Consider the following 12,287-nt stretch of genomic DNA (forward strand, 5'->3'; position numbering starts at 1 on the left):
TATATGTTATATATTAACCTTACAAACCAACCAAACTAAAATTTATGAAAAAAGCATTTATTGCACTTGCTTGCTGTTTTGCCTCATTAACATCTTTTTCACAAAATGATGTCAATATGGGCATCATACCAGCTCCGGTATCTGTTGTAAAGAACAATGGTTCCTTTAAATTAGATCACTCGGTTGTATTGGTGGCAGAACCTCAACATGCAAAAATCACTGCTGCACTCAAAGAATTTTTAAAATCAAAAGGCATTCATGTAAAAGAAGCTAAAACAGCTCTTTCCCATCAAAAAACTATTCATCTCACCACTGCTGGCTCAGATAAATTACCCGAAGAAGGTTATCAGATTGCTGTTACCCCAAACCATATCAAATTAATAGGAAAAGGGGCAGGACTGTTTTATGCTTTACAGTCATTTATGCAAATGATACCTGATGTTGTCAAAGGATCTGTAGAAATACAATCCGCACAGATCAATGACTATCCGCGTTTTAAATACAGAGGATTACATTTAGATGTAGGCCGTCATTTTTTTCCCTTGTCATTTATCAAAAAGTATATAGACTTAATGGCTACCTATAAGTTAAATACTTTTCACTGGCATTTAACTGAAGATCAGGGTTGGCGAATTGAGATCAAGAAGTACCCTAAACTTACTGAGATTGGTTCAAGCAGGAATGGTACTATTGTAGGCGATTATCCGGGCACCGGAGGAACAGATAATCAAGTGTATAAAGGTTATTATACACAAGAAGAAGCTAAAGAAATAGTAGCTTATGCGGCATCTAAATACATTACGGTAGTTCCTGAAATAGAATTACCCGGACATAGTTCTGCGGCCATAGCCGCTTACCCTGAATTAAGCTGTTTTCCAGATAGAGATACTTACATAGCACCTAATGCACCGTGGTCTGGTCCAACAAAAGGTAAACAGGTACAACAAACCTGGGGTGTATTCGATGATATTTTTGTGCCTGCAGAAAATACCTTTACTTTTTTACAAAATGTGCTGGATGAGGTATTGGCCATTTTCCCTTCAAAATATATCCACATAGGTGGGGATGAGGCGCCTAAAAAATACTGGAAAGAATCTACATTCTGCCAGCAAATGATTAAAGATCTGGGATTGAAAGATGAACACGATCTGCAGAGCTATTTCATTACCCGCATAGAGAAATATCTGAATGCCAAAGGAAGGTCTATTATTGGTTGGGACGAAATTTTAGAAGGTGGTTTAGCCCCAAATGCTACGGTAATGTCTTGGAGGGGTGAAAAAGGAGGGATAGAAGCTGCAAAACAAAACCATGATGTAATCATGACCCCTTCAAGTCAGGGTTTGTATTTTGATCATAAGCAATCTCTTTCACCTGATGAACCCTTAACTATTGGCAGAAAAGGAAAGGGTACTTCAACTTATACTAAAGTATATGCCTATGATCCGGTACCCGCTGAACTTTCAGCAGATCAGAAAAAATACATTAAAGGTGTACAGGCCAATTTATGGACCGAATATATAGAAACACCGGCTAAGGCAGAATATATGCTCTTGCCAAGACTTTTTTCATTGTCAGAAATAGCATGGTCTCCTATAGAAAAGAAAGATTTCAAAAACTTTGAAGAAGAACGCCTGCCTTTGCATTTAAGTAAGGTAGATCAAACAACAACCAATTACTGGGTGCCTGTTCCAATAGGCTTGCCAGATACAGTTAATGCTAATAATGTAAGCATCTCATTGAAAAGCCCAGTAAAAGGAGCTAAAATATATTATACATTAGACGGGTATCGTCCGGCAGAGAATGCGGCTGAATATACACAGCCTATTCAGGTTATTATACCAAAGGGACAGAAAAAAACACTTAAAACCATTGTTATTACACCTTCAGGTAAAAGAAGTGTAGTAACTGAAACGTTATTAACAAATACAGAACAGCTAAATAATCAATAATAAGATTTAAAAGATTTTAAAATGAAAAATTTAACGAAAGAAATTTTTTCGATCTGTTTGATCCTAATCATATTGGCTGCTTGTAAAAATAAAATACAGATCGACGATCAACAGAAACAGGTAATATCTGAAAAGACACAAAAAGACCTTTTTAAATTTTATAAAGACCTTGAACTTAAGCCGGGTTATCACTTCGAGGTACTGAGCTGGGGAAAAAGTGTAGATAGTGTAGGTGCCTACTCCATTCTGATGTCTGATTCAGTTAAAAAGAATTTTAAAGCTATTTCTGCTGAACGTGAAGGTGTTTTAACTGATGCCTGGAATATGGATATGGATAATGATGGAAACCCTGAAATCTATCTTCAGGTTTCTGTTAAAAAGAATGAAGCAGATTTATATGTATATGAATTTGCCGGTAATTCTTTTAACAAAATCAGCTTTCCGGGCACAAGTTCTATAAAGGGCTATAATGGCAATGATAAGTTTTTTATTAAAGAAGGCGATTTGTACAGAACTGTAAGTGTTCTTGAGAAAGAAGATGGGAAAGAACAGAACATAACCAAAACCTATAGATATACACTTAATTCAAATACCTTTTCAATGAAAGAAAATAAAATCGAACAGAAAAATTAAGGATTAATTTCTATTAAAAGTTTAGGAGTTAATGCCATTTTTCCTATAGGTTCTTTATTCTCGATATTTTCAAATAGCAAAGTTTCTTTATCCCTGATGTGTTTTTTCAAAACACAATAGGTATAAACACATTTCATCCAGTTTAAAGCGCTCTCTTTTGTTTTTAATATTTGGGGATAGAGATAAACCACATTTCCTTCAATTTTAATGATCTTCTTTTCTAAAAGCTGCTTAACCTGGGCCACAATCTGAGCGGTTTGTTGAGCCTTGTCAACCGCTTTGGTTATTTTTTTGTTTCCGTATATCATTTGAAGATAAATTTCAAAGGTAATAAGCAAAAGCTATTGTCATGTTATGATGACGCTATAAAGATATCGTTTTAGAGCGATATAAACGATTTATGCTTCTGTATAGAGACCAATTCTTTTTTTTCAAATGTACTCAAGTTAAAAATTGTTAAACATTTAATTGATATATCAAATATTGATATATCAATCATTATATTTGCAGAAAATATAAATAAGTTCCTTTCTGATCTATTGATTTAAGAAAGGGGAGATCGACCCTAAACAATAAGACTTTTTATAAACTCGATAAACTATATATGAAGCCTAGCATTTTAACCATTATTATCCTGCTGATTACCTCTTGTTCTTTTGCTCAAAATGTAAAACTTACAAAGAAAGAAAAGGAGCAAGCCATCAATAGTTTAATTCAAAAACTCAATGATAACTATGTTTTTCCTGATGTAGCCAAACAGGCCGGACAAAGCATTAAAAAATTTGAAAAACAAGGTGTTTATACCAAGGTTGACAATAAGGTAGAGTTGGCAAAATTACTCACCAATCAGTTAAGAGAACTGATGCACGATAAGCACCTCAACTTATGGTACAATGCAAAAGAGAACCTGAATTTAACCGGAAAAGAAGAAGAGGAAGCTATTTTTAAGCAATTGCTGAAGAGAACTAATCTTGGTTTTCCAAAGATAGACGTATTGGATGGCAATATTGGTTATCTTAAAATTAATGTATTTGGTCAAATAGATAAGGTTAGAGAAACATGTGCAGGTGCCATGGCATTTCTGGCTAATACAGATGCTTTAATTATCGATCTAAGGAACAATCAGGGAGGTGAACCTGAAACTGTGCAATATCTTGTAAGTTATTTTTTTGGTAATGATCCGGTTCATATTAATAGCTTGTACTCCCGCAAAGGTAATAAAACAGATGAATTCTGGACAGTTCCCGTAAAAGGAACCAAATACCTGGATAAACCTGTATTCATTTTAACCTCTGAAAGTACATTCTCTGCCGGAGAAGAAATGTCATACGATCTTAAAACACAAAACAGGGCCACTTTAATTGGCGAAGTAACAGGAGGCGCCGCAAATGACGGAGAGGTTGAAGATCTGGGCAATGGTTTCTTTGTTTTTATTCCAAATGGAAGAGCCATTAACCCAATTACCCATACCAATTGGGAAGGGGTTGGTGTACAACCCGATGTGCTTGTTCCTGCTGCAAAAGCTCTGGTAACAGCACATCAAATGGCATTAAAAACTGTTGCAGAAAAAATGCCCGGACAGGAAAAAGCATTTTATTTAAAAGCATTTGAAAATATTAAAAATCAATAATGATGAACAGATACTTTTTATTGGCGGTTCTAATAGTAGTGCTATCCCCTGCGTGCCGTAAATCTGATCTTGAAAAAAAAGCTCCTTTATCGCCAACATATACCAGTAAAATAAAGTATAAAAATCTGGGCAATGTACAGGTAGCTTTTAATAAAAGCTATGGCTGTGATATAGATGGTGATGGTATAAGAGATTTTTTTATCACTACTGACCTCATCGGAAGACCTGCGGAACAAACCGATTGCAGGAGCTATTTTTTTACGGGAGCATTTTTTACCTATTCTCCGGTAAATGACAATGAAGAAACGCCTTTGTTAAATGAAGGAGATACGATTGGAAAAACTATTTATGTTAATCATAATTGGTATAACGCATCAAATCTTTTATTGGCAGAAAAGGTTATAACGATGTCGGGTAATGATTTCTGGAGAGGTAAATGGAAAGAAGCTTCACATCAATATTTAGCATTTGCTATTGAAAAAAATGAGAAAAAATATTATGCCTGGTTAGAATTATCATTCGTTCAGAACCCAGGTGTAGTTATTCTGCATAGAGCAGCAATTGCTGAAGAAGCAGAAAAATATATCCTTGCAGGAAAATGAACTGAAACACAAACAAATATATAAATGAAGACAAAAATTAGAAAAGCGAAATACTCGATTACTTTGATAATGTTGGGTATAACTATGTTGAATGTACTTTCCTGCTCTAAACGAGATAATGATGGCCCTGAACCTGTTAAAACGAGTGTATATGTGGTAGGAAGTGAGTATGATGGTTTAAAAGAACCGCTTAAAATATGGAAAGATGAAAAGGCAACTAATCTTACAGATGGTCGTAATGAAGCTGCTGCAAGCGCTGTGTATGTAGCCGGTAATGATGTATATGTGGCTGGATCTGAATATGTCGGTAATAAACTTGTAGCTAAATTATGGAAAAATGGAAATGCTACTAATCTTAGCGATGTAAATAACTATGCAGAAGCATCTTCTGTATTTGTTGCAGATGGCAATGTATATGTTGCCGGTTATGAATTTAATGGTAGAAAATATATAGCTAAGCTATGGAAAAATGGAAATGTGATTAATCTTAGCGATGGAAGTAATCAGGCTCAGGCTTATGCTGTTTATGTAGATGGAGCAGATGTATATGTGGCAGGCTATGAATATATAGGGAATAAATACGTAGCCAGATTATGGAAAAATGGAAATGCAACTACGCTTCCATTTGGAACAGAGGCTATTTCTGTATACGTGACAGCTGGCAATGTGTATGTAGCAGGTTATGAGCGTACAGGAGTAAATGCTATAGCCAAGCTTTGGAAAAATGGGAATGTAACCAATCTTACAGATGGCAGTACCGATGTTTATGCTAATTCGGTATGTGTATCAGGCAATGATGTATATGTAACGGGTAATGAATATGGAAATGATGACCAGTATAATGCTAAATTATGGAAAAATGGAAATTTGATTGCGTTTAGTAATAAGAATGCAGGCTCTATTGCCAGTTCAGTATATGCTGTAGGTAATGATGTTTATGTGGCAGGAAGAGACGGAGAAAAAGCTGTTTTATGGAAAAATGGTACAGCACGTATCTTGGCTAATTATGGAATGGCAAATGCTGTTTTTGTGAAATAAAACTAATCTCTCTGCATCACTGATACAGAGATTTAAAAAAGATACTCACTCGGGCGGTAACACGAAATAGTGATATCTTTGGTTAGTGCAAAAATTTCTGAATATGATTTCTCCATACAAGAATTAGATTTAGTTATCACTCTGTGTATAGCCCGGAATGAGGAAATCTCCAAGATTAGGGTTAAGCTCATCTGCTTCAAACAAAAATGATAGTCATGTTTATTGGCATTAATTATTTTTACAGAAAAAATACCCCTCCAATAAATAAGATGGCATGAAACAAAACAAGCCTTATCGAAAGATAAGGCTTGTTTGATGCGGAGAGTGAGGGATTCGAACCCCCGGTCCTGTTACAGACAACGGTTTTCAAGACCGCCGCATTCGACCACTCTGCCAACTCTCCGCCGCAAAAGTACAAACTCTCTTTAATTTCGCAAACTCTGATCTTAAAAAACTTCAATAAAAATATTAAATAGAGGGTAAGCGGTTCATTTTAAGGTTTTTTAATTTTATCTTGTAAAGCATTTTGCTTCTTTAAAAATATGAATAACATCAACATCTGGCTATTGGTATTGGAAATATGTTATTTGGCATTATTGATATTTACCTGCCTTAAGATTATATATGATACCCGTTCTATTCCAAAAACACTGGCTTATTTCTTGTTTGTTCTGCTTGTACCAATTATAGGTATTGTATTTTATTTCTCTTTTGGCATCAATTACCGAAAGAAAAAGATGTACAATAAAAAACTTGAAGTTGATGAAAGCCTTAAAGCAGAATTTAAAGAACAGTTCAATGAAATAAACAAGCGCTTATCTACCACAACAGATGTTGCGCTCCTGCAAAATTTAGAGCTGATAAAGTTATTATCAAATTCAAAAGGAGGCAATGAAATGATTTTGCCCAATGAAAAGGCAGAACTATTGATTAACGGCGAGATGTTTTTTCCGAAATTGGTAGAAGAATTGAAAAAAGCTGAAAAGCACATTCATATAGAATTCTATATCTATGAAGATGACGAGATAGGCAACCAGATTAAAGATATCTTGATCCAAAAAGTTAAAGAAGGTGTAGAGGTAAGATTTATTTATGATGATTTTGGCAGTTCTGCAATCAGACGATCATTTACCCGAAATCTGATAGAAGAGGGCGTTCAGGTGTTTCCTTTTAATAAGTTGAAATTGCCTGCACTGGCTAATCGGTTAAATTACCGTAACCATAGAAAAATTGTGGTGATTGATGGCGAAACTTCTTTTATAGGAGGAATTAATATTTCTGATAAATATATAAATGCTAAAGGTAAAGACTTATTTTGGAGAGATACACATTTAATGATAAAAGGCTATACCAGTTTTTCTTTACAACGTATTTTTATCGCCGATTGGAACTTTTCGAGTAATGAAAATCTTATTATTAATAAAAAGTATTTTCCGGATATAGAGATTACCAATCCTAAACCTGTTCATGTACAGATTGCTTCAAGTGGGCCCGATTCCGAAGTGCCAAATATTTTATATTCTCTTATACAGGCCATAAATTTGGCACAGGAAGAAATTCTGCTCACTACCCCTTATTATATTCCTGAACAGATTTTACAGGAAAGCCTCATTATAGCCGCTTTAAGTGGTATAAAAGTTATATTATTGGTGCCGCAAAAAGGAGATTCGAAATTGGTAGATATTGCAGCCCGCTCGTACTATGAAGAACTGTTGGATGCAGGGGTTAAAATTTACTTTTATCAGAAAGGCTTTGTGCATTCTAAAACATTTGTATCAGACAGGAAACTGGCTTCGGTAGGTACAGCCAATTTAGATGCCCGTAGCTTTGGACTTAATTTTGAAGTCTCGGCCTTTGTTTACAATAAAGAATTGGCAAATCAATTGGCAGATGAGTTTTATAAAGACCTCGAAGATTCAACTGAGATTGTTTATGTAGATTGGTTAGGTAGGGGCAGGTTTAAACAGTTTAGCGAGCGAATTATCAGGTTATTTTCATCATTACTCTAAAAAGTAAGGAAACCTGAAGATGATTACAAATCAGAGATAATGTCAAAAAGGGATGACCTTTCGGAAATCCCTTTTTAGTAAACAGGTAAAATTTGTTTTTAATCTCTGTAAAGTTAGGGTTAGTTAATCTACACTTGTGTTCTAACCACATCTTTAAGCCCTGTTCTTACTGTTCCAGTTCCTTTTACTTTCTCTTTAGCATCCTTATTGCTCGGTTCTTCACTTGTTTCAATCAGAAACTGATAATTTCCTTTTTTAAGAACCTTAAACTGTATAGTACCATCTTCATGAATTGTTAGATTAGTTGTGCTTCCGCCCGGATTTTTTCCACCTTTTACAATGATACCTTTTATAGGTTGTCCGGCCACCATAGCGGCATAAGATGGAGAAGCCGCTCCAGATTGATGTTTTATTCCAACGGTACCAATACTCTTTTCTTGTGGATCATTTTTACGGCCACCGGTATAGGTTCTAACTTCTTCTCTTTTTACACCTTTCTGGTCTATACTTTTTCCTTGCGGGTTATCCGGAAACTCAATTATAAACTTGTAATAACCTTTTTCCAATCCATTCAGCTCAAATTTTCCATTATCATCACTGCTCACTCTCATGGTGCTTCCGCCCGGATTTTTTCCTCCTTTTACAATAACGCCTTTTATAGGCTGTCCAGGACGAGCCATGTTTGAATTGTAAATTGGATTTGTAGTTTCTGTTTTTTGTTCGTTATATAAGGGATGATCTGTTTTTGAAGCTTGTAAGCCTTGATTTACTTTTTCTCCAAAGGTTTTGCCTGATGTCTGTCTTGCTGTGGTTGTGTTCATAGATAATCTCGAAGGCATTTTAGGAGTATTTTTCAATTTACGGCCCAAATTCCAGCTTAGGCCTATATTGAACATTATTGATTGATAATTGGTACTTACAGTTGGCATTTCTACCATTTTTCCTGAACTTAATTGCACAGGCTCATAAGTATTGTTGTTATTGAAGCCCCCTGCAGGCTCTAATCTCCTTTGATTGATATTCATATTAGGTCCAATGTTGAAACCTGCTGAAGTATAAATACCAAATGCCTCTGTAAGCGAATAACTGATTTTTAATTGAGGAATAGTTATAAAACCTTTGCTGCTTGTTTCGGGTAGATCAGCTAGCATAATCGTTTGACTACTGCCATTACTTTGTACTATTGTACTTTGAGTAAAGCCTTTTTGCCTCAAATTTAAGTAACCGCCATTAATAGAAGGAGATAAAGTGAGAGGTCCTAATGAAAAATTAGCCTGTAAGCCTAAATAACCGGTAATGCCTGAGCTTGTTTCTTGATTTTGACCGTTGTTAATAGCTAAGTTCCCATTGTATAATTTGTATTGTGTTTTTAATCCGTCTGTAGCTGGTGCCAGATTTTTCGCTGTACTATAAATTCCTCCCGCTAAAACGCCTAACATAAATTTATCATTATTTATACTCAGAAAAGGCACAAATACATTTGTCTGTATGTTATAACCATTTCCGAAGTAGGCTTTGGTTTGCATAGAAGATGAAGTATTTGTGAACCCTCCGCTTGTAGAAATGGTGATAGGTTGTTGTGCCAATACTACTATAGCGTTTGTTGATAGCAGAATATAAAGTAAAACCTTTTTCATGACCTTGTTGATTTTGGTTGGATAATCTTGTTTTTTTTACATATCAACAGAGGTGTTTTTTTGTTACCCTACATATTCAATTTTATTGTAAAAACTGAAAGAAAGAACTTTTATTGGATTTTTTGTAAAAAGAAAAAAGGCATTGTTACTTAATAACGATGCCTTTTGTTTAATGCGGAGAGCGAGGGATTCGAACCCCCGGTCCTGTTACAGACAACGGTTTTCAAGACCGCCGCATTCGACCACTCTGCCAGCTCTCCGCCGCAAAGGTAGAAAAACTACTCTATTCTTCAAACTATGAATGAATAATTTCAGATTTTTTGGGGTAAATCCCTGTTTATTAGGGTGAAAAATATTTATTTATTGCTTTTAAATAAATTAAACTGAGGTCTAATAATGCGAACGCTCCGTTTAGATATATCTACGCTGGCATTAAGCTCAAAACCTACCAATAAAATTAAAGAGTTTAAATACAGCCAGATCATTACTACAATGAGTGTACCGATAGAACCATAAACTTTATTGTAAGACCCAAAATGGTTAATATAGAAGGAAAAAGCCCACATGGTTAGAAATGCCAGAATGGTTGCTAAACAAGAACCGGCACTAAAAAACTTCCATTTCTTGGCATGGGCAGGGCCATAGCGGTATAAGATAGAAACATTGGTAAAATACAATACCCCTAATAAAGTCCAGCGTGTAAGCTGTATAGCATAATAAGTTAGGTTTTCTTTAATGTCCAATTCTTTATTAAGGTATTGGATAGAGATTTCGCCAATGGTCATGGCAGCAATACAAACAATTACAGATGTGGCGATAATAAATGTTAATACTATAGCAATTAAACGCTGTTTAAACCATGATCTGGTTTCTACAACAAGAGATGATTTGTTAAAGGCCCGCATTAAACTGTGGATGCCATTGGTGGCAAAAAAGATAGAAAGGATAAAACCTAAAGAAAGCAAACTCCCATTTTGGATATTGATAATTTCCTTTAAGGTAGTTTCAAATGCCAGATAAGCGTTATCAGGTAAAATCAAGGCCATCAGATCCATGAGTTTATCCTGAAAGCCAATACGCTTAGGGATATAAGGGATCAGGGTAAAGAGAAAGATAATAGCGGGAAATATGGCCAGCATAAAATTATAAGCCAAAGAAGAAGCTTTATTTACCAAGGCTTCTTTACCGATTTCCCTGAAAAAAAATACAGCTACCGTATATAAGGGAAGTGGGCTAAAACCGGGCAATACACAATGCTTACTCCATTCAATGAACAGAGCATAAGGTTTAAATTTGAGTAAATGCCGGTGTATCCAACTCATTAATTATTTAAAATATTTACTTACAGGTTCAATAAAACTTTGAGGAGGATGGCAAGGCTTACGTGTTTCCTTATCTACAAAAACCAGAGTGGTATGGCCAATGTTTATTAACTCGTTTTCCTCATTGTAAATCTCATAATCTACTTTTAAACGTACGGTAGGTAAGTTCTTTACAATCGATTTTATGGTCAATACCTGATTGTAAAATGCAGGCTTTAGGTATTTAGACTGGAGTTCTAAAATGGGTAACATTACTCCATCTTCTTCCATAGAAGCATAACTCATACCCGATGCAGCCTCAAAGCACTCTGTTCTTGCTATTTCGTAATACTGGGCATAATTACCATGGTAAACCACACCCATTTGATCTGTTTCTGCGTATCTTACTTTAACTTTGGTTTCGTAAACAAACATTATCTGAATATATTTCGCTTATTAAGTGCCTCTCTATATTTCTTTGCATTGATTTCGTGCTCTGCAACGGTTGCCGCAAAATTATGATAACCCGAAAAATCTTCTTTGGCACACATATACAGGTAATTGTTCTTATCGTGATTTAAAACAGCATCAATGGCATTGATACTTGGCATCATGATAGGCCCCGGAGGTAAACCGGCATATTTATAAGTATTGTATTTAGAATCAACACGCAGTAAAGCATTGGTTACACGTTTTACGGTAAAATCATTATTGGCAAAAATTACTGTAGGGTCTGCCTGTAACAAGATGCCCTTTTTTAACCTATTTAGATATAAACCGGCAATAATGGGCATTTCTTTATCATAAAGTGCTTCTGCATCTACAATTGAAGCCAATATGGTAACCTGAATAGGTGAGAGGTTCAATGCTTTGGCTTTAGCCTTACGATCGTTATTCCAGAACTTGTCATATTCTTTGGTCATTCTTGTAAAGAACTCTTCTGGTGAAGTGTTCCAGTACATCTCGTAACTGTTAGGAATAAACATTGTATAAATGTTGTCGTTGTTAAAGCCGTATTTTTCAATGAATTGAGTAGAATCTAATAATGAAATAAAAGCTAACGAATCAGGTTCTAAATTTTTAGCCAGTAAAGCAGCTAAGTTCTCTTTTTTTCGGATATTCTGAATTTTTAAGGTTACTGGCTCCTGATTACCAGCTTTGATCATATTGATTAAAGATCGGTTGTTCATGCCGTTTTTTAAACGATACCTGCCTGGTTTCACTTTATCTTTCAGGTCCATTTTTTGTGCAGCCGCTAAAAAGGTATTGTAATTTTTTACAATGCCTTTATCTTTGATATTATTAGTTAAGCTCTCAAAATCAGATCCGGTTTTGATATACAGGTATTGCTGGTTACCAGTAACATTTCCTGCAAAGTAAGTACGGTAAAAGTTAAAAGCGAAATAACCACCTACAATGGCTATAACCACAACGATCAGAAGAATGAGTTTGCTTTTATTTTGCTGTTTTGCTGAGTTCATAGATAAA

11 protein-coding genes and 2 tRNA genes are annotated in these 12,287 nt (G+C 35.2%); 6 read left to right on the forward strand and 7 right to left on the reverse strand.

The features are described 5' to 3' along the window. The first annotated feature begins 44 nt into the window (after nt 1–44). Together ACLHG9_RS10480 and ACLHG9_RS10485 are read left to right on the forward strand one after the other, a co-directional pair. Nucleotides 45–1,949, forward strand: coding sequence for a beta-N-acetylhexosaminidase (locus ACLHG9_RS10480; protein WP_410221441.1), 1,905 nt, complete (start codon nt 45–47; stop codon nt 1,947–1,949). A gap of 21 nt (nt 1,950–1,970) precedes the next feature. After that, complete coding sequence (locus ACLHG9_RS10485) at nt 1,971–2,582, forward strand: hypothetical protein (protein ID WP_410221442.1); 612 nt, start codon at nt 1,971–1,973, stop codon at nt 2,580–2,582. Here ACLHG9_RS10485 and ACLHG9_RS10490 read toward each other — a convergent pair. Next, nucleotides 2,579–2,890, reverse strand: a complete 312-nt coding sequence (locus ACLHG9_RS10490) for a hypothetical protein (protein ID WP_410221443.1) — start codon at nt 2,888–2,890, stop codon at nt 2,579–2,581. The two genes, ACLHG9_RS10485 and ACLHG9_RS10490, sit on opposite strands and share 4 nt — an antisense overlap. A gap of 296 nt (nt 2,891–3,186) precedes the next feature. Between ACLHG9_RS10490 and ACLHG9_RS10495 the strand changes: the two genes are divergently transcribed. From ACLHG9_RS10495 to ACLHG9_RS10505, 3 genes are read left to right on the forward strand one after another with little or no spacing between them, the layout of a single operon-like run. After that, a complete protein-coding gene (locus tag ACLHG9_RS10495; RefSeq protein ID WP_410221444.1) occupies nt 3,187–4,212 on the forward strand; it encodes a S41 family peptidase in 1,026 nt (341 codons plus the stop codon). Between the two features lie 2 nt (nt 4,213–4,214). Beyond that, nucleotides 4,215–4,814, forward strand: a complete 600-nt coding sequence (locus tag ACLHG9_RS10500) for a hypothetical protein (protein ID WP_410221445.1) — start codon at nt 4,215–4,217, stop codon at nt 4,812–4,814. Nucleotides 4,815–4,838: 24 nt separating this feature from the next. Further along, nucleotides 4,839–5,852 (forward strand): hypothetical protein, encoded by a 1,014-nt coding sequence (locus ACLHG9_RS10505; protein ID WP_410221446.1) that lies wholly within the window; start codon nt 4,839–4,841, stop codon nt 5,850–5,852. Nucleotides 5,853–6,170: 318 nt separating this feature from the next. Here ACLHG9_RS10505 and ACLHG9_RS10510 read toward each other — a convergent pair. Further along, a tRNA-Ser gene (locus ACLHG9_RS10510) sits at nt 6,171–6,255 on the reverse strand. A gap of 139 nt (nt 6,256–6,394) precedes the next feature. Here ACLHG9_RS10510 and cls point away from each other — a divergent pair. Continuing rightward, nucleotides 6,395–7,861 carry a cardiolipin synthase gene (gene cls / locus ACLHG9_RS10515; RefSeq protein WP_410221447.1) on the forward strand — a complete coding sequence of 489 codons (1,467 nt, stop codon included), beginning with the start codon at nt 6,395–6,397 and terminating at the stop codon, nt 7,859–7,861. Between the two features lie 128 nt (nt 7,862–7,989). Here cls and ACLHG9_RS10520 read toward each other — a convergent pair whose 3' ends face one another. From ACLHG9_RS10520 to mltG, 5 genes are all read right to left on the reverse strand, one after another. Further along, a complete protein-coding gene (locus tag ACLHG9_RS10520; protein ID WP_410221448.1) occupies nt 7,990–9,498 on the reverse strand; it encodes a carboxypeptidase-like regulatory domain-containing protein in 1,509 nt (502 codons plus the stop codon). Between the two features lie 175 nt (nt 9,499–9,673). After that, nucleotides 9,674–9,758 (reverse strand) — tRNA-Ser (locus ACLHG9_RS10525). Between the two features lie 96 nt (nt 9,759–9,854). Continuing rightward, nucleotides 9,855–10,820, reverse strand: coding sequence for a YihY/virulence factor BrkB family protein (locus ACLHG9_RS10530; RefSeq protein WP_410221449.1), 966 nt, complete (start codon nt 10,818–10,820; stop codon nt 9,855–9,857). A 3-nt stretch (nt 10,821–10,823) separates the two neighbouring features. After that, complete coding sequence (locus ACLHG9_RS10535; protein ID WP_243362644.1) at nt 10,824–11,234, reverse strand: acyl-CoA thioesterase; 411 nt, start codon at nt 11,232–11,234, stop codon at nt 10,824–10,826. Further along, nucleotides 11,234–12,280, reverse strand: coding sequence for an endolytic transglycosylase MltG (mltG, locus tag ACLHG9_RS10540; RefSeq protein ID WP_410221450.1), 1,047 nt, complete (start codon nt 12,278–12,280; stop codon nt 11,234–11,236). Before mltG ends, ACLHG9_RS10535 begins: the two co-directional genes overlap by 1 nt. Between the last annotated feature and the right edge of the window lie 7 nt (nt 12,281–12,287).

The organism is Pedobacter sp., from assembly GCF_046462515.1.
Lineage (GTDB): Bacteria > Bacteroidota > Bacteroidia > Sphingobacteriales > Sphingobacteriaceae > Pedobacter.

Excerpts from the sequence above, each read along its gene's own strand:
- ACLHG9_RS10485 (WP_410221442.1), top strand. The coding sequence starts at position 1,971 with ATGAAAAATTTAACGAAAGAAATTTTTTCGATCTGTTTGATCCTAATC.
- ACLHG9_RS10480 (WP_410221441.1), top strand. The coding sequence starts at position 45 with ATGAAAAAAGCATTTATTGCACTTGCTTGCTGTTTTGCCTCATTAACA.
- ACLHG9_RS10535 (WP_243362644.1), bottom strand. The coding sequence starts at position 11,234 with ATGTTTGTTTACGAAACCAAAGTTAAAGTAAGATACGCAGAAACAGAT.
- ACLHG9_RS10505 (WP_410221446.1), top strand. The coding sequence starts at position 4,839 with ATGAAGACAAAAATTAGAAAAGCGAAATACTCGATTACTTTGATAATG.
- cls (WP_410221447.1), top strand. The coding sequence starts at position 6,395 with ATGAATAACATCAACATCTGGCTATTGGTATTGGAAATATGTTATTTG.
- mltG (WP_410221450.1), bottom strand. The coding sequence starts at position 12,280 with ATGAACTCAGCAAAACAGCAAAATAAAAGCAAACTCATTCTTCTGATC.
- ACLHG9_RS10490 (WP_410221443.1), bottom strand. The coding sequence starts at position 2,890 with ATGATATACGGAAACAAAAAAATAACCAAAGCGGTTGACAAGGCTCAA.
- ACLHG9_RS10500 (WP_410221445.1), top strand. The coding sequence starts at position 4,215 with ATGAACAGATACTTTTTATTGGCGGTTCTAATAGTAGTGCTATCCCCT.
- ACLHG9_RS10530 (WP_410221449.1), bottom strand. The coding sequence starts at position 10,820 with ATGAGTTGGATACACCGGCATTTACTCAAATTTAAACCTTATGCTCTG.
- ACLHG9_RS10495 (WP_410221444.1), top strand. The coding sequence starts at position 3,187 with ATGAAGCCTAGCATTTTAACCATTATTATCCTGCTGATTACCTCTTGT.
- ACLHG9_RS10520 (WP_410221448.1), bottom strand. The coding sequence starts at position 9,498 with ATGAAAAAGGTTTTACTTTATATTCTGCTATCAACAAACGCTATAGTA.